Origin of the sequence: Pseudomonas migulae, from assembly GCF_043225285.1 — a bacterium.
Taxonomy (GTDB): domain Bacteria; phylum Pseudomonadota; class Gammaproteobacteria; order Pseudomonadales; family Pseudomonadaceae; genus Aquipseudomonas; species Aquipseudomonas migulae_C.
Genome location: NZ_CP171224.1, coordinates 2,641,147 through 2,657,062, shown reverse-complemented (window position 1 = coordinate 2,657,062; position 15,916 = coordinate 2,641,147). Strand labels below are relative to the sequence as shown.

General features: G+C 59.2%; 15 protein-coding genes. 6 read left to right on the top strand and 9 right to left on the bottom strand.

All coding sequences use genetic code 11. The features are described from left to right. Positions 1 to 15 precede the first annotated feature (15 nt). Entirely contained in the window at positions 16 to 918 is a 903-nt protein-coding gene (locus ACF6ZU_RS12325; RefSeq protein WP_392892747.1) for a response regulator, read from the top strand. Positions 919 to 1,150: 232 nt separating this feature from the next. Further along, on the top strand, positions 1,151 to 2,047 hold the full coding sequence (locus ACF6ZU_RS12320) for a peptidoglycan DD-metalloendopeptidase family protein (RefSeq protein WP_392892746.1): 897 nt from the start codon (positions 1,151 to 1,153) through the stop codon (positions 2,045 to 2,047). Between the two features lie 122 nt (positions 2,048 to 2,169). Here the strand turns inward: ACF6ZU_RS12320 and ACF6ZU_RS12315 are convergent, their stop codons facing one another. The 3 genes from ACF6ZU_RS12315 to phoB all read right to left on the bottom strand — a co-directional run bounded on the left by ACF6ZU_RS12315 (position 2,170) and on the right by phoB (position 5,691). After that, positions 2,170 to 3,510, bottom strand: coding sequence for a hemolysin family protein (locus ACF6ZU_RS12315; protein ID WP_392892744.1), 1,341 nt, complete (start codon positions 3,508 to 3,510; stop codon positions 2,170 to 2,172). Positions 3,511 to 3,633: 123 nt separating this feature from the next. After that, positions 3,634 to 4,920 carry a phosphate regulon sensor histidine kinase PhoR gene (phoR, locus tag ACF6ZU_RS12310; protein ID WP_392893791.1) on the bottom strand — a complete coding sequence of 429 codons (1,287 nt, stop codon included), beginning with the start codon at positions 4,918 to 4,920 and terminating at the stop codon, positions 3,634 to 3,636. An 81-nt stretch (positions 4,921 to 5,001) separates the two neighbouring features. After that, entirely contained in the window at positions 5,002 to 5,691 is a 690-nt protein-coding gene (gene phoB / locus ACF6ZU_RS12305; RefSeq protein ID WP_007896474.1) for a phosphate regulon transcriptional regulator PhoB, read from the bottom strand. A gap of 152 nt (positions 5,692 to 5,843) precedes the next feature. On the opposite strand from phoB, the gene ACF6ZU_RS12300 reads away from it, so the two are divergent. Next, entirely contained in the window at positions 5,844 to 6,236 is a 393-nt protein-coding gene (locus ACF6ZU_RS12300; protein ID WP_392892741.1) for a hypothetical protein, read from the top strand. 126 nt (positions 6,237 to 6,362) lie between these two features. Here ACF6ZU_RS12300 and ubiA read toward each other — a convergent pair whose 3' ends face one another. Both ubiA and ACF6ZU_RS12290 read right to left on the bottom strand, forming a co-directional pair. After that, on the bottom strand, positions 6,363 to 7,253 hold the full coding sequence (gene ubiA / locus ACF6ZU_RS12295) for a 4-hydroxybenzoate octaprenyltransferase (RefSeq protein ID WP_392892739.1): 891 nt from the start codon (positions 7,251 to 7,253) through the stop codon (positions 6,363 to 6,365). Then, the gene (locus ACF6ZU_RS12290) at positions 7,253 to 7,804 is read right to left on the bottom strand and encodes a chorismate--pyruvate lyase family protein (RefSeq protein ID WP_392892737.1); all 552 of its coding nucleotides are present in this window, start codon (positions 7,802 to 7,804) and stop codon (positions 7,253 to 7,255) included. The genes ubiA and ACF6ZU_RS12290 overlap by 1 nt, the downstream gene beginning before the upstream one ends. Positions 7,805 to 8,005: 201 nt before the next feature. On the opposite strand from ACF6ZU_RS12290, the gene ACF6ZU_RS12285 reads away from it, so the two are divergent. From ACF6ZU_RS12285 to ACF6ZU_RS12275, 3 genes are all read left to right on the top strand, one after another. After that, a complete protein-coding gene (locus ACF6ZU_RS12285; RefSeq protein WP_007954349.1) occupies positions 8,006 to 8,173 on the top strand; it encodes a rubredoxin in 168 nt (55 codons plus the stop codon). Positions 8,174 to 8,193: 20 nt separating this feature from the next. After that, on the top strand, positions 8,194 to 9,342 hold the full coding sequence (locus ACF6ZU_RS12280; RefSeq protein ID WP_392892735.1) for an NAD(P)/FAD-dependent oxidoreductase: 1,149 nt from the start codon (positions 8,194 to 8,196) through the stop codon (positions 9,340 to 9,342). Positions 9,343 to 9,534: 192 nt separating this feature from the next. Continuing rightward, positions 9,535 to 9,810 (top strand): HU family DNA-binding protein, encoded by a 276-nt coding sequence (locus ACF6ZU_RS12275; protein WP_003213368.1) that lies wholly within the window; start codon positions 9,535 to 9,537, stop codon positions 9,808 to 9,810. Between the two features lie 231 nt (positions 9,811 to 10,041). Here the strand turns inward: ACF6ZU_RS12275 and ACF6ZU_RS12270 are convergent, their stop codons facing one another. The 4 genes from ACF6ZU_RS12270 to tssI form a co-directional block, all read right to left on the bottom strand. Then, positions 10,042 to 10,419: a DUF6124 family protein gene (locus ACF6ZU_RS12270; RefSeq protein ID WP_392893789.1), complete on the bottom strand. Its 378-nt coding sequence runs from the start codon at positions 10,417 to 10,419 to the stop codon at positions 10,042 to 10,044. A 386-nt stretch (positions 10,420 to 10,805) separates the two neighbouring features. Then, positions 10,806 to 11,510 (bottom strand): DUF2931 family protein, encoded by a 705-nt coding sequence (locus tag ACF6ZU_RS12265; protein ID WP_392892729.1) that lies wholly within the window; start codon positions 11,508 to 11,510, stop codon positions 10,806 to 10,808. Beyond that, a complete protein-coding gene (locus ACF6ZU_RS12260) occupies positions 11,497 to 12,168 on the bottom strand; it encodes a DUF2931 family protein (protein WP_392892727.1) in 672 nt (223 codons plus the stop codon). The genes ACF6ZU_RS12265 and ACF6ZU_RS12260 overlap by 14 nt, the downstream gene beginning before the upstream one ends. Then, positions 12,161 to 15,580 (bottom strand): type VI secretion system tip protein TssI/VgrG, encoded by a 3,420-nt coding sequence (gene tssI / locus ACF6ZU_RS12255; RefSeq protein ID WP_392892725.1) that lies wholly within the window; start codon positions 15,578 to 15,580, stop codon positions 12,161 to 12,163. The genes ACF6ZU_RS12260 and tssI overlap by 8 nt, the downstream gene beginning before the upstream one ends. Between the last annotated feature and the right edge of the window lie 336 nt (positions 15,581 to 15,916).

Below are 15,916 nucleotides of genomic sequence, written 5' to 3'. Positions count from 1 at the left end.
TTCGAGGGGTAGTGGATGAGCAAGATCAGTGTGTTGGTGGTGGACGATGCGGCGTTCATTCGTGACCTGGTAAAGAAGTGCCTGCGCAATTATTTCCCGGGCATCCGGACTGAAGACGCCATCAACGGCAAGAAGGCCCAGGCCATGCTGGCCAAGGAAGCTTTCGACCTGGTTCTGTGCGACTGGGAAATGCCGGAAATGTCCGGCCTGGAACTGCTGACCTGGTGCCGTCAGCAGGACAGCCTCAAGACCATGCCCTTTGTGATGGTGACCAGCCGTGGCGACAAAGAGAACGTCGTCCAGGCGATCCAGGCCGGGGTTTCCGGTTACGTCAGCAAACCGTTCACCAACGAACAACTGCTGAACAAGGTCAAACAGGCCTTGAACAAGGTCGGCAAGCTCGACGCCCTGATGAGCGGCGCACCGACCAAAATGAACTCGGCATTCGGCAACGATTCCCTCAGCGCATTGACCGGCGGCAAGGCTGAAGTGGTCGCTGCGGCCCCGGCTGCTGCGCCGGCACGTGGCATTCTCAACAGCCCGCCAGTCAAGGCGCCGGCTGCTGCCGTGGCAGCGTCCAGCGGTCGTGGCCAGGGCCAGCTGCGTCTGCCGAACGGCATTCAGCAATGCGTGATCAAGGCGCTGAGCCTCAAGGAAGCGCTGCTGGTGGTAAAACGCAGCGAGGCGCTGCCGCAGGTGCTCGACAGCGCCGTGCTCGACATGGAGCAGGGTGACAACGCCGAGGTGGCTCGTCTGAACGGCTACCTCCACGCCATCGTCGCCCACGAGCAGAAACCTGACAGCGAATGGCTGCAGCTGACGTTCCGCTTTGTCGATCAGGATGCGCAGAAGCTCGATTACATATCGCGTTTGATCGCACGGGGCACGGCGCAGAAGCATTTCGTTCCAGGCGCGTGATCTTCGGCGCCTGACAGGGCGCCATCGCGAGCAGGCTCGCTCCCACAGGTATCTCGCCGTACACATAATTTGTGTCCACCGAAGATCCCTGTAGGAGCGAGCCTGCTCGCGAAGGGCCATCCGCTACACCGCACGTCTGCGCAACAGTCCTTTTTGAAACATCTGCCGACTACCCGGGTCCATTGCAGCTGCTAGGCTGATCCCCAGGCCTCCCTCGACAGAATTCTTGCCCATGCTCGCGCGCCTGCTGTTCTTTTGTGGTCTGTTCATGGTCGCCTCCACGGCCATGGCCGTGACCATCTACAAATCCACCGACGCCAACGGCGTGGTCTCTTACAGCGACCGCCCCACGAAGGGCTCTCAGGTGTTTACCTTCCGTGATCGCATGGTCGAGCACCTCGAGCGTCAGGTGTACCTCGTCATCACCAAGAAGAAGGGCGCCGACAGCGTTTACGTGCGCAACGACCTGTATGCGCCCGTCGAGATCGAGTTGAGTTTTGCCGGGCTGCAGAATGTCAACGGCGCGCCGAGCCGACCGATTCGCCGAGTGATGCCGGCGCGCAGCAGCATTCGCCTGGCGTTGCTCACGGCCATGAGCGCCGAAAGGCCGCTCGTGTACACCCCGAAATTTGAATACAACCTGGGCGACCCTGCAGGGGCCGCCATGGCCTATCGATACCCGTTCCCCTGGCGGGGTGGTCCGTTTCGGCTGAGTCAGGGGGCCAACGGTCAATACAGTCACTTCGGGCCGAAGAATCGCTACGCCATGGACATCGCGATGCCCGTCGGTACGCCGATCATCGCGGCGCGTGGCGGGGTGGTGGTGAAAACCGAGAATGCCCAGAGCGGGCGCGGCAACGATCCGTCGGGCAATTTCGTGCGAGTGCTGCACGATGACGGGACGATGGGCGTGTACCTGCACCTCAAGCAAGGTTCGGTGAGTGTTCGCGAGGGGCAACGGGTGTCGGTGGGAAGTCCGCTGGCGCTGTCGGGCAATACCGGCAACAGCAGCGGGCCGCACCTGCATTTCGTGGTGCAGCGCAATACGGGGATGGGGCTTGTTTCGATTCCGTACCAGTTCAATCAACCGGTCGGCGCGTTGCCCAACTTTGCGTTGGGCAAGCAATGATGGGGTGCCTGGACTGACACCATCGTTGTAGGAGCCGGCTTGCCGGCGATGGCAGCGCCGCGGTGTCATGTGAAACCGCGTGATCGTTCATCGCCGGCAAGCGGCTCCTACAGGGTGAGGTCTCAGTCCAGCATCAACACCTTGGCCAGAATAATCTTCGGCCCTTTCATCTTCTTGATGATGATCCGCAAGCCTTCGACTTCCAGCACTTCTTCCTCTTCCGGCACCCGTTTCAGGGATTCATACACCAGCCCGGCGAGGGTTTCGGCTTCGACGTGGTCCAGGTCAATGCCCAGCAGGCGCTCGACCTTGAACAGCGGCGTATCGCCGCGAACCAGCAGCTTGCCCGGCTGGTAGGCGAGGATCCCGCGTTCCGCCTTGCGGTGTTCGTCCTGAATGTCGCCGACCAGTACTTCCAGCACGTCTTCCATGGTCAGGTAGCCGATGATGTTGCCGTCGGCCTCTTCAACCACGGCGAAGTGCGAACCGCCTTTGCGGAACTGCTCCAGCAGCTGCGACAGCGGCATGTGCCGCGACACGCGCTCCAGCGGGCGGGTCAGTTCGGCGAGGTTGAACGACTCGGGAATGTGGTCCAGCGCGGCCAGTTCCAGCAGCAAATCCTTGATGTGCAGCAGGCCGACGAACTCCTGTCGATCGCTGTCGTACACCGGATAACGGCTGAACTTGTGGCGACGGAACATCGCCAGGATTTCCTTCAGCGGCGCGTTGAACTCCAGCGTCACCAGGTCTTCCCGGGAGTTGGCCCAGTCGACCACTTCCAGTTCGCCCATTTCCACGGCCGAGGCCAGCACGCGCATGCCTTGGTCGCTCGGGTCCTGGCCACGGCTTGAGTGCAGGATCAGTTTCAGTTCTTCACGGCTGTAATGGTGCTCGTGATGCGGGCCGGGCTCGCCCTGGCCGGCAATGCGCAGGATGGTGTTGGCGCTGGCGTTGAGCAGGTAAATCGCCGGGTACATCGCCCAATAGAACAGGTACAGCGGCACGGCGGTCCACAACGACAGCAATTCGGGTTTGCGGATGGCCCAGGATTTTGGCGCCAGTTCACCGACCACGATGTGCAGGTACGAGATGACGAAGAACGCGGCAAAGAACGATACGCCCTTGATCACTTCGGGCGACTGCACGCCCACGGCTTCCAGCAGCGGTTCGAGGATGTGCGCGAACGCCGGTTCGCCGACCCAGCCGAGGCCCAGGGAGGCGAGGGTGATGCCCAGCTGGCACGCCGACAGGTAGGCATCGAGCTGACTGTGAACGGTGCGCAGGATGTGCCCGCGCCAGCCGTTCTTGTCGGCGATGGCCTCGACCCGGGTCGAGCGCAGTTTGACCATGGCAAATTCCGCCGCAACGAAAAATCCGTTGAGCAAAACCAGGATCAGAGCAAAAAGAATCATGCCGAAATCGGCAAAGAGTGTTGCGAGGGTCAAGCCAGGGGAAGGGTCCATGATGGAGTTTTGCGGGTTCCGTGTATTCGAAAAGGGGGTCAATGCGGTGCCTGAAAGGCAGGCACAAGTCAGCCAATGTAGCGGCTGACCGGGTGCTTGCCTAGTGGCGAATGCTGGCCGGTATCAATCGGCCGTGCTGATAACCCGGGATTTGGTGACCTGGGCCGGCGCGAAATGGCAGGTGAAGGTGCTGCCATGTCCCGGCACGCTGCTGATTTCCATCCGTGCGCGGTGGCGCAGCAGCACATGCTTGACGATGGCCAGCCCCAGCCCGGTGCCGCCGGTGTTGGAGTTGCGGCTGGAGTCGACGCGGTAGAACCGTTCGGTCAGGCGCGGCAGGTGTTTGCTGTCGATGCCGATGCCGGAGTCCTGCACGCTCAGGTGCGCGCCTTGTTCGTCGCCCCACCAGCGAATACGGATATTGCCTTCGGCCGGGGTGTATTTCACCGCGTTGAACACCAGGTTGGAGAACGCACTGCGCAGTTCGGCTTCGCTGCCCTTGAGCAGGATCGTCGGGTCGGCTTCCAGGGTGATGCGCTGGTTTTTCTGCCCGGACAGTTGCTGGGCGTCGCCCTTGATCGATTGCAGCAAGCCATCGATGGCCACGGGCTGGTTGTCCGACGGGTAATCGGTGGCTTCCAGTTTGGCCAGCAGCAGCAAGTCGTTGAGCAGCGTCTGCATGCGCCCGCCTTGCTGCTGCATTTGCTGCAGGGCGCGGCTCCAGCGCGGGTTCACGTCCTCGACGTTGTCGAGCAGGGTTTCCAGATAGCCGCAGATCACCGTCAGCGGCGTGCGCAATTCGTGGGAGACGTTGGCGATGAAGTCCTTGCGCATCTGTTCCAGCTGATGGATGCGCGTTACGTCGCGCACCAGCATCAAGTGTTCGTTGTTGCCGTAGCGGGTGATGTACAGCTGGATGCGCAGACGGTCGTTGGTCGGCGACGGAATTTCCAGCGGTTCGGCGTAGTTTTCCTGCTCGAAGTATTCCTTGAAGCGCGGATGGCGCACCAGGTTGGTTACCGGCTGACCGCTGTCCTGTGGCGTCTTGAGACCGAGCAGGGTTTCCGCCGCGCGGTTCCACCATTCGAGGTTGCCGTCGGTGTCGAGCATGATCACCGCGTCTTTCAGCGCGGCGGTGGATTCCTGGACCCGGTCGATCACCGCTTGCAGGCGCCCGCGTACCCGTTGGTCGCGGCGTTGCAGGTGGTAGATGCTGTCGAACACCTCGCCCCACAGGCCATAGCCATCGGGCGGTGCTTCATCGGGTTTGTGCAGGCGCAGCCACTCGTGCAGACGCAGCAATTGCTTGAGCGTCCAGGCCAGGTAAAGGCCCAGGCCCGCGGCGAGGCTCCAGCCGTAGTAGCCGGTGATCAGGCCGATCACCAGGCAGGCGGTGACCAGTAGCAGCATGTGGCGAATCAGGGTGCCATGCCAGTTTTGGTTCACGTGAACGCGCGTCCTTGTCAGCTTGTCGGGCGGGAAAGGGCTGAATCAGGCTTTGGTGGAAAACCGGTAGCCGGTGCCGCGCACGGTTTGTACCAGATTTTCGTAGGCATCACCGAGGGCTTTGCGCAGACGACGGATGTGCACGTCAACGGTGCGTTCCTCGACATACACATTGCCGCCCCAAACCTGGTCCAGCAACTGGCCACGGGTGTAGGCGCGTTCCTGGTGGGTCATGAAGAATTGCAGCAAGCGGTATTCGGTCGGGCCCATCTCGGCGGGTTTGCCGTCGATGGTCACGCGGTGGCTGATCGGGTCCAGCAGCAGGCCGCCGACTTCGATCGGCGCTTCGCCATCGGTCGGGCCGGCGCGGCGCAGCACGGCTTTGAGGCGCGCCACCAGCTCACGGGGGGAAAACGGTTTGGTGATGTAGTCGTCGGCACCGACTTCGAGGCCCTGGATCTTGTTGTCCTCTTCGCCCTTGGCGGTGAGCATGATGATCGGGATATCCCCGGTCAGTTCATCGCGCTTGAGGCGGCGGGCCAGTTCGATACCGGAGGTGCCGGGCAGCATCCAGTCGAGCAGGATCAGGTCCGGTTTGCGGTCGACGATGATCGCGTGGGCCTGCTGCGAGTTCTCGGCCTCCAGGCAGTCATAGCCGGCCATTTCCAACGCAACGGCGATCATTTCGCGAATGGGCGCTTCGTCGTCGACGATCAGAATGCTCCTGCCAACCATGCCTTTAATCCTCTTGTCATTTAACTGTCTTGCGCCGCATTAGATAACGGAATTATTGCAGTCGTGTGACAGTATTTTAGTCGCCCGGCGATTGTCGCGAACCTGAACTATTCTCTAAGTCCGAATCCTGACAACCACAAAAGAAGGTTTCCATGACTCAATACACGCAATCCCTTAAAGCCCTGATGCTGGCAGCTGCCCTGTCTTTGCCGGCGATGGCCTTCGCGGCTGAGCCTGTGATGATGAAAGACGGTGTGATGGCGGACCACAAAGGCATGACCCTGTACACCTTCGACAAGGACACGGGCGGCAAGTCGGTGTGCACCGGTCAGTGCGCGGAAAACTGGCCGCCATTCAAGGCAGAGGCGGGTGCCAAGGCCGAGGGTGACTGGACAATCGTCACGCGCGACGACGGCACGATGCAGTGGGCCTACAAGGGCAAACCGCTGTACTACTTCATGAAGGACACGAAGCCGGGGCAGAAGGAGGGTGACAAGATGAAAGACGTCTGGCACGTCATCACCAACTCCGGGCCGAAGATGTAAACACCCTTCCTGTAGGAGCGAGCTTGCTCGCGATGGACGTCAACGATAACGCTGGGCGCCTGACACCCCGAGGCGCCCTTGAGTCTATCGCGAGCAAGCTCGCTCCTACAGGGAACCGAGTCGGCCTCAGCGCGCGGCGTAATCCAGCACAATCCCGACAAAAATCGCCAGGCCCGCCCAGTGGTTGTGCAGGAACGCCTTGAAGCAACGCATCCGGTCCTTGCCACGGGTGTACCAGAACTCCCACGCAAAACAGCCCGCCGCCACCAACAGTCCCACGTGGAACCAGCCACCCAACTCGAACTTCGACCCGGCCAGCAGCAGGCAACCCAATGCCAAGCCCTGCAAGGTCAGGATGATCACCCGGTCGGCCTCGCCAAACAGAATCGCCGTGGATTTCACCCCGATCTTCAAGTCGTCGTCGCGATCGGTCATCGCGTAATACGTGTCGTAGCCCACCGTCCACAGCAGGTTGGCGATCCACAGCAACCACGCCGCTGCCGGCAATTCACCGGTTTCGGCGGTGAACGCCATCGGCATCCCCCAGGAAAACGCCGCGCCCAGCACCACTTGCGGGTAATAGGTGTAGCGCTTCATGAACGGGTAAGTGAAGGCCAGCGCCAAACCGCCGAACGACAGCCAGACCGTCGCCGCGTTGGTGCACAGTACCAGCAGGAAACTCAGGCCCATCAACAGCGCGAAAAATACCAGGGCTTCTTTGGAGCTGATCTTGCCGCTCGGCAACGGGCGCTGTTCGGTGCGCTTCACATGGCCGTCAACCTTGCGATCCGCCCAGTCATTGATCACGCAACCGCCGGCGCGGGTCAGCACCACGCCGAGCACGAAGATCACCACGTTGGCCAGCGACGGCGAACCTTTGCCGGCAATCCACAGCGCCCACAACGTCGGCCACAGCAGCAGGTAAATGCCGATCGGCTTGTCCATGCGCGTCAGCTGAATGAAATCCCAGGCCCGTGGGTTCAAGCGGTTCAGGGACTTGAGCAGGCTCTGGTACATCAGCAGTTCTCCGGATGGGCGCGGGCGGCGAGCCACAAGGTCGGCAGGAAAATTTCGGCCACCAGCACGCTCAAGGCGCCTCGGTCGAAACGCGAGCGACGGCCCCACAACTCGGACGCTCGGGATTCCAGCGGCAGCCATTCCTGAGGATAGTGACAAACCTCGATGGCGCGACGCTGAAACGCCTGATCACAGAACAACAATTCGCCCAGCGAGCGGCTGCCCAATTCGTCCATGTGCAACCCGTCGCCCTGCAAGGCGCTGCGCGACGCCACGCTGCGGGCAAACACCCAGGCTTCACCGTGGCCGCGCAAATACACCTCGCGTACCCAGCCTTCACTGCCTTCGGCCAGGTCCAGCGCCGCACATTCGTCCGCGCGCAGCGGTTGCCAGCCTTCGAACAGCGGCGTGACGCTGAACCCGTCATTCGACAGACGGATCAGTCGCCGGGTCAGCGAACCTTCGTCGAACAACCAGTCGAGAATAGAGGCGTCGGGGAGGGGCGAGAGTCGGCTTTGGGGAAGCCAGAATGGCGGTTTTGAGTGCGGCACAGTGAGTCATTATTGGCAGCAAATGAGGCGGCGAGCTTACCATGTCGGTCGGCGATTTTGATTGACCCGGCGCGTCGTTGCGTCGAACAGGCTTGCATCTGCCGGGCCCGATCAGTACAAAACGCCCTGAGCCGGACGGCAGCGTTTCAACCATCGACCGTTCGCGCCGGCAAAAAGCCTGAATCCTGAGGATGTACCTGAATGAAAAAGTGGCAATGTGTGGTCTGCGGCCTGATCTACAACGAAGCCGACGGCTGGCCGGATGACGGCATTGCGCCGGGCACCCTGTGGCAGGACGTGCCGGAAGACTGGCTGTGCCCGGACTGCGGCGTCGGCAAGATGGATTTCGAAATGATCGAAATCAACTAAGACATTTAGAGGAGTAAGGAATGAACGCACCTGTCGTGATCGTCGGCACCGGGCTGGCTGGCTACAACCTGGCCCGCGAGTTTCGCAAGCTCGATGGCGAAACCCCGCTGCTGCTGATTACCGCTGATGACGGGCGCTCCTACTCCAAGCCGATGCTCTCCACCGGCTTTGGCAAAAACAAAGACGCCGACGGCCTGAGCATGGCCGAGCCCGGCGCCATGGCCGAACAGCTGAAGGCCGAAGTGCGCACCCACACGCGCATCAGCGGCATCGACCCGGGCCACAAGCGCCTGTGGATCGGCGAAGAAGCGGTGAACTACCGCGACCTGATCCTGGCCTGGGGCGCCGAAACCGTGCGCGTGCCGATCGAGGGTGACGCGGCAGATGCGGTGTTCCCGATCAATGACCTCGAAGACTATGCGCGCTTTCGTGCCTTTGCCGACGGCAAGCGCCGGGTGTTGATGCTCGGCGTCGGCCTGATCGGCTGTGAATTCGCCAACGACCTGATCCTCGGCGGCTACGAGGTGCAACTGGTTGCGCCGTGCGAGCAGGTCATGCCGACCCTGTTGCACCCAGCCGCCGCCGCTGCGGTCCAGGCAGGGCTGGAAAGCCTCGGTGCGCGTTTCCACCTCGGGCCGGTGCTCAACCGCTTGCAGCGTGTTGAAGATGGACTGGAAGCGCATCTGTCGGACGGTCAGGTCATTCCGTGCGATGTGGTGGTGTCCGCCATCGGTCTGCGCCCGCGCATCGACCTGGCGGCCGCCGCCGGTGTGCAGGTCAATCGCGGCGTGGTAGTCGACCGTCACCTGAAAACCTCTCACGCCAACATCTACGCCCTGGGCGACTGCGCCGAAGTCGACGGGCTGAACTTGTTGTACGTGATGCCCCTGATGAGCTGTGCGAGAGCGCTGGCACAAACCCTCGCCGGCAACCCGACGGCCGTGAGCTACGGCGCGATGCCGATCACCGTCAAAACGCCGGTGTGCCCGCTGGTGGTTTCGCCGCCGCCACGAGGTCTGGAGGGCGTCTGGACCGTCGAAGGGCAGGGCGCTGACATCAAGGTTTTATGCCGCGATGCGAGTGGAAAACTGCTCGGTTATGCCCTGACAGGCGCGGCGGTAATGGAAAAACTCGCGCTGAACAAAGAGCTTCCACCGCTGCTGGCGTAAATACTGGTCGTTCTGTCGGAATCACCCCTCTTTTGCCCCCACAAACGTCGCGCCGAGACTGGCGCGGCTCTTCCGTGCGTGCCATTCTCACTCCCGTCTGCCGCAGAGTAGAGCACCTGCGGCGCTTTGGGCGCTGTTCCAACGAGAACAGCACGGACATAACAACAAAAAACCGTCAAAGGGGCTTCACTAATGCGTAAACCAGAACTCGCCGCCGCCATCGCGGAAAAAGCAGATCTCACCAAAGAACAGGCCAACCGCGTTCTCAACGCCGTTCTCGAAGAAATCACCGGCGCCCTGCACCGCAAGGACAGCGTGACGCTGGTCGGCTTCGGCACCTTCCTGCAACGCCACCGCGGCGCCCGCACCGGCAAAAACCCGCAAACCGGTGAGCCAGTGAAAATCAAGGCCAGCAACACCGTAGCGTTCAAGCCAGGCAAATCGTTGAAAGACAGCGTTAATCCGTAATTAGTATTCCCGCCCCGTATAACGGGGACGCGGAATAAAAAATGGGCACGCCAACCTGGTTGGGTGCCCATTTTTTGTGCCCGGCGATCGTCCATGTGATAACGCTGGGTGCCTGATTAAACGCCCAACCCTGTAGGAGCGAGCCTGCTCGCGATGGACCAGAGAACACCACGGGATATCAGACTTCCACCGTTATCGTTAACCACTACGGGTTAAGTGCTGCTTAACGATTTATCCGGTGTGGTTTTCTTGCCGGGCGAAAATCGCCGCCATCTCCGGCTCATCCAGATGATCCAGCGCACGCTCTACCAACAAATGAACTCCATCGGCCATGCGGCTGAGCGCCAGGGCTTTGGAGCGGCGCGGGCCGTCTACACCGTCCGCGAGGTCGGCGGCGATGGCGCTGATGGACAGCAAGTCTTCCGAGGCGTTGGCGAGGAGGGTTTCGGTGTTGATGTTTGGAGAGACGCAGAATAGGAGGCCGTTGCGTTGTGGTGGAGAGGGTTGATCGAGGATGGATTCAGAAGCTTCGTTGAGACGAGTTGGGTCGTGGGTTTCTGATGGGGAAGCAAAATCGGTGTCTGGCGGATTGGGCGTGACCTTGAACATGATCTTCAATTCCTTGAGTGATGCCGACACCACTTCGCCGACTAAACGAAGGGGTGGCAGCTGTACGCAGGTTAGTCGGACCGGGGAATTGAAGAAGCCGGCGCACCCGAAGGTGCCCTGCGCACAGCCACCATCAATTGCAGGTTGGAAATACCTGCCTGACGGACGCTTGTGCATCTTCAATTACCAGCGAGCGACTAAACCCGATCACTGATGGGCAGTGACAGCAATCAAACTACCGACCGCCCCCAAGGCGCACAAGCCGGCGGATTCTGGCGTAGCCGTAGGCAACGACGCAAGGTGTTGTAGCTTGCGAGAAGTAACCTTGAGGCGTTTTAAACAAGCGCTATTGAGCGGCGTTTAATCACCGGAAATCTAGGCATTCCTTACCAACTGCCGTAGGGGATTCCGAACTTTTCTACGTAAGCCTTGGATGTCTCAGAAAAGGGTCGATGCTTGCCACCGGATTTTCCTTCATAGGGGCCCCTTGGATTAATGGTTCCTTTGACTCGAGCAATCTCGACCGACCTCAAGCAAGGACCGCCCAGCCATATCTTGGCAATACCGCCCGGCGCCAAACCAATGCCAATGTCATCGCGGTAATCGGTGATCCATTTACTGTCAGCTCTGCAAAAAGCCTTTTCAGGTTTGCTCATGATCTCCCGCGCCGATTCGGGTATGACGATGTAAGCCTCGTAGGTTTGTGGTTCCGCCAATGACTGCCAGCGCACGTAAATCAGACGAGGCAGGTCCGCGCCAATTACGTCACGACCGGCACCTCGGCCGGGACTTTTAGGCCAACCAGCGGGCTTTCCCTTGTTGTCTCTTGGAGTCAGTACCGATGCGATCCCAGAGCCCGCACGACGAAAAACACGTTCGCGGATATCTACAACGTCCGCTGTTTCAATCCAGACTTCCATGTAATCCGGCGCCCCGAAGCCTAGAGACCAAGGCTCGTCGTTCCTTGATTGCGCAAAACTTTGAGTGTTCGCGATCAACAGCAATCCAAACAGCAGACGGACGCATTTTGTGATCAATTTGGCCGATTTGATGCTCATCGAGGCCGTGAGGTAGTGGTTACCAAGAGCCATAAGGAATCCCGAACTTCTCAATGTAGGTTTTGGACTCCGGTGACAAAGGCAGAGCATAACGGCCTTCATTTTTCCCCTGAGAGGGACCTTGTGTATTGACGGTACCCATCACCCGAACAATTTCGACCGCTTTCAAGCAGGCACCACCAAGCCAAACCTTCGCAATACCACCTGGAGCTAAACCAATGCCGATGTTGTCACGGGATTCGGTGATCCATTCGGCGCCAAAGTTGCAAAACGCCTTTTCAGGTTTACGCATGATTTCCCGTGCGGACTCGGGGATGACGATATAGGCCTCATAGGTTTGCGGTTCGGCCAGCGATTGCCAGCGTACGTAAATCAAACGAGGCAAATCGGCACCAGTGACATACCGGCCCTTACCCGCGCCATTATTGCTGACCCATCCACTGGCAATACCTCGATTATTCGGGGGGTGAGGCACAGAAGCGATGCCACCTCCCGCACCTCGGAAAATCCTCTCTTGGACGTCGACTACGTCGGCAGTTTCAATCCAGACCTCCATATAAGCCGGTGCTGAAAAACCCAAGAACCAAGGCAGTTCCTTGCTGTTTTGGGCGAAGCTCTGCGAGCCACCTGTAAAAAGCAGCCCAAACAGTAAGCCGGTGCATTTGGCGACAAAGCAGAGGGAATTACTCATTGGGATGCACCACGCGCTTGTTGTCTTGAGCTGGCCGGTTGATGAAGAAAACGCTCATATCGCTGCTATTGAGATCTCTGGCTGCGTTCCAGCTAGCGGAGATGTGGATGTAGCGACTGCGCAGCAATGCTCGTTCCTGGTGGGTTAATCCCTCGACCGTTGTTTCGCCGAGGGCATAGGCTTGCAGCTTTTTGTGGATAGGCTCCAGTTCATCGGGTAGTCGAAGGGTTGGAATATCGGGGATTGGCTTGAATGGCACATCGTGCCTGACTGCCAGTTCCCGCATGATTCGCAAATAAACAAGCGACAGCTCACCTCGTACCGGACGTTCAATTGCGGTTGCTGCGAAAACCCTCTTCTGCGGTTCGATCTGTGTTCCAGCAGGCCCTCTTTCATAAGGCAGTGGTTTTTCCCAATACGCCACTTTGACTTTTTTGTGTGGCCCTTCGAAGTCGATAACGCCTTTTCCGTACCAGGCGAATGCCTCTTTTTCGGCTGAAAGGTAAGCGACACTGCGGGTTGCGTCCGTGCTCTCGTTCACGGTGCTTGTTAGGGGTTTACCCAGCAAAAGTTTTTCATTGGCAATCGGCAAATAACCACCACCAAGGTCGGAATGCACACCGGGCAAAACCAGGTCTATATCGCCGAGGCTATTAAGTGCGAAATTTTCACGGATTTCGTCTCGCGCGACCAAGTGGACAACCTTGTTGGCACAGTCGTCGGAAAGCTTGAGATTGAGGAAAGGGTTCCTGCTGTTGCCACCGTTGAAGTCCAACACCCACGGGTTGGCAATCGAAGCGACGGTATCGAACAGACCGATAAAGTTAATAACCGCATCTATTTTCGGCCGCCATGCAAAATTTTTAGCCAAGCCTTCGAAGCCGCTAGGAAAACTTTTGGCAAGAACGCCTTCATTTCCTTTAAGCACTTCGTTCGCAAAATGCCTCGCTGCGGCGGCGCCGCGGCTGAAACCGAAAATATCGAACTCAATCCGATCTATAACCAACTCCGGGTTACGTGCTCTTAGCTGCCGTATCTGCTCGCCGATAAGCCCCGGACTCTGCTCAACCCGCGCAGCCACCCCTGTTTCACCCCGCCCCGTTGCCTGGGAATAACGTGAGTCCTCACCCCCACTCGTGGTCCCGATGCCCTCAACATAAACGGCGATCGAAGTCTTCGTTGCTTCCTCCGACAGCGTTTCGTCCACGCGGTCCTCATAGAGTTTGTAAAGCCGCACGATATTGCTCACATCATTCCCATAACTATTGTCCGGCGAGCTCCCATTGCCGTCATACCCATAAGCCGCGCAATACTTCTGCACCTCCTCGGCGGCCTCATCCAATTTGGCGTCCGGCGCATAGCACGCTGCCACGGTCTCGCTATTGGCCTTGTTGTTCCCCGTGCCATCGAAGAACACCCCGATGCGCAACGTAATCCCTTCTTCTTCAACTTCCTCCTCTTCTTCCTCCAGCTCTTCCTCTTCCACCGGCTCAGGCACAACCGCCGCTAACAACCCCGCCACCGTCCCCGGCAACAACGCATGCGCCGCCATCCCCATCACCGGCGAACCACCGACTGCAACCTCACTACTGCTGAACACCCCACCCGCATCGATGACGACATGGTGACCACCGGCCTTCAACGTAATGCTGGCGCCCGCGTCCAGCACCAGATTCGCTCCGGCCTTTATGTGGACGTGCTCACCAGCCTCAACCACCCAAGCGTCGTCAATCTGGTTGTGGCTGCTCCCGGAAATGTGCAGATAGTCGCTGGCCTTGAGCTGAACCTTTCTATCCGCCGTCACCGTGCGATGTTCTTCCGCGCCGAGCACCGTGATGCTGTTGCCCTCAATGGTTTCCCGGCGCTCATTCCCCACGTCGAGTCGGCTGTCGTTCCCGACCTTCTGCTCCATGTCCCGCTGCGCTCGCAGGTGGATCAACTCCATCCCGGCGCGGTCTTCGATCGACAGTTCGTTGTAGCCACCGGTATGCGGCGAACTGTGGCTGCGCAGCACGGTTCTGGTTTTGTTTTCGGGCAAGGTGTAGGGCGCCGGCGTGACCTTGTTGATCAGGCATCCGGTGATCAGCGGCTCGTCAGGATTGCCTTCGAGGTAAGTGACGAGGACTTCCATGCCGATTCGCGGAATGGTCACCGCGCCGAAATGATCGCCCGCCCAACTGGACGCCACTCGTAGCCAGCAACTGCTTTTTTCGCTGTTGTGCTCCGCGCGGTCCCAATGGAATTCGACTTTGACGCGACCGTCTTCATCGCAGTAGATCTCCTCCCCGGCAGGCCCGGTGACGCGGGCGGTCTGGCAGACCAGTGCCGGGCGTTGTGCGGGCATCGGCGGCCGATAAAACACGTCCCAGGGAATCGCGCTGAAACTGTTGCGGTAGCCCTGGGTGAAACTGCCCTCGGTGTCGGTGAACGACTCTTCCAGCACCTGGGGTTGTTTTCCGGTGTGGGTCACGCTGAGCAACAGCCATAGATCGTTGTATGTGGCGCGCGGGTGTTGCGTCAGGCTGAAAAAGTGGCCGCTGCGCAGGCTCGGCTGATCGCTTTTTCCCTTCGCCAATTGATAGTCCGCGCGGTGCCGTTCCAGTGCTTGTCGGGTGAGCTGTTTGCCGTGCTTTTCGCTCTCGAAAAACAGCGGGTAACGATAGTCCTCAAGCTCGGGGCTGAACTCGGCGATGAAGCGACTTTCCAGCAGCGCGTTCGGGCGTTTCGGGTCGTAGTGTCGGCGGGTGACTTTGCTGGCACGCGTGCTGTAGCGCATGGAAAACCGGCTGACGACCGGATACTCCGCCACCAGTCCGGCGCCTTGCAGATAAGGCGTTTCGCCCAGTTTTGCGAAGGCGGTCTGGTCATCGCTGAACACCAGCACATGGCCCTCCCGGGAATGCTGGTGATGCCAGGCAATGCCCTCTTCGGCGCACAGTCGCTGGATGAATTCGAAATCACTTTCCCGGTATTGGGTGCAGTACTTGCGCTCGATACTCGTCCGGACGTGGAAGGTCACCGCGTCGGCCTGGATGCCATGCCCCTTGAGGACTTTTGCGATGATATGCGGCGCCGTCTGGTTCTGGAAAATTCGCTGGTCATGGCTGAACTGCAAGTCGTGCAGTGCCGGCACCAAATGCATGCGGTAGCGGGTCAGGCGTTTGCCGGCATCGCCCACGGACACCCCGGCGATCAGGCCGTGAATGCCTTCGCCGTTGAGGCCGAACTGAAGAAAGGCGGGTTGATTGAGCAAGCTCTCCAGATCGAAATCCGGGTATTCGCTGACCAGTTCGATGTGAATGGAGTACAGGACACTGATGGCTTCAGTCCCTTCGAAGGCCAGCACTTTGAAGTCGTTGCGAACCGTCGGGATCAGGAGGGTGAAATGGGCAAGATTGGCCGATGCAAGCATGCGCTTATCCTTTTGCTTCGTAGTCGCTCGTCCTTAAGCGGAAAGAAAAAATCGGCGATACGGAGCCATAGTGTCCGGATCAAGTCGCCAAAATGCCGGGCACGCTAACAGGGCATGCAAAGTATTGATGTCGGAAGGATCTTGAAGTGTGGTGTGAAATTTCCTAGATACCCGAAGTTCCATTTTGGAACTTTGTTTTAATTTAAGAGTGGCCATCACGGTGATAGCACTTTTCTTATCGCCAGTTGTCACTCGTCGATTTATTCATCGCGGGCAGTAACATTTAGGAATGCTCCTACATTTATATTTTTTATTTTTTGGCATGCTGCGCGCCTG

What these genes read in the sequence shown, in the direction of transcription:
- ACF6ZU_RS12325 (WP_392892747.1), top strand. Translation starts at nt 16, where the DNA reads ATGAGCAAGATCAGTGTGTTGGTGGTGGACGATGCGGCGTTCATTCGT.
- ACF6ZU_RS12320 (WP_392892746.1), top strand. Translation starts at nt 1,151, where the DNA reads ATGCTCGCGCGCCTGCTGTTCTTTTGTGGTCTGTTCATGGTCGCCTCC.
- ACF6ZU_RS12315 (WP_392892744.1), bottom strand. Translation starts at nt 3,510, where the DNA reads ATGGACCCTTCCCCTGGCTTGACCCTCGCAACACTCTTTGCCGATTTC.
- phoR (WP_392893791.1), bottom strand. Translation starts at nt 4,920, where the DNA reads ATGCTGCTACTGGTCACCGCCTGCCTGGTGATCGGCCTGATCACCGGC.
- phoB (WP_007896474.1), bottom strand. Translation starts at nt 5,691, where the DNA reads ATGGTTGGCAGGAGCATTCTGATCGTCGACGACGAAGCGCCCATTCGC.
- ACF6ZU_RS12300 (WP_392892741.1), top strand. Translation starts at nt 5,844, where the DNA reads ATGACTCAATACACGCAATCCCTTAAAGCCCTGATGCTGGCAGCTGCC.
- ubiA (WP_392892739.1), bottom strand. Translation starts at nt 7,253, where the DNA reads ATGTACCAGAGCCTGCTCAAGTCCCTGAACCGCTTGAACCCACGGGCC.
- ACF6ZU_RS12285 (WP_007954349.1), top strand. Translation starts at nt 8,006, where the DNA reads ATGAAAAAGTGGCAATGTGTGGTCTGCGGCCTGATCTACAACGAAGCC.
- ACF6ZU_RS12280 (WP_392892735.1), top strand. Translation starts at nt 8,194, where the DNA reads ATGAACGCACCTGTCGTGATCGTCGGCACCGGGCTGGCTGGCTACAAC.
- ACF6ZU_RS12275 (WP_003213368.1), top strand. Translation starts at nt 9,535, where the DNA reads ATGCGTAAACCAGAACTCGCCGCCGCCATCGCGGAAAAAGCAGATCTC.
- ACF6ZU_RS12270 (WP_392893789.1), bottom strand. Translation starts at nt 10,419, where the DNA reads ATGTTCAAGGTCACGCCCAATCCGCCAGACACCGATTTTGCTTCCCCA.
- ACF6ZU_RS12265 (WP_392892729.1), bottom strand. Translation starts at nt 11,510, where the DNA reads ATGGCTCTTGGTAACCACTACCTCACGGCCTCGATGAGCATCAAATCG.
- ACF6ZU_RS12260 (WP_392892727.1), bottom strand. Translation starts at nt 12,168, where the DNA reads ATGAGTAATTCCCTCTGCTTTGTCGCCAAATGCACCGGCTTACTGTTT.
- tssI (WP_392892725.1), bottom strand. Translation starts at nt 15,580, where the DNA reads ATGCTTGCATCGGCCAATCTTGCCCATTTCACCCTCCTGATCCCGACG.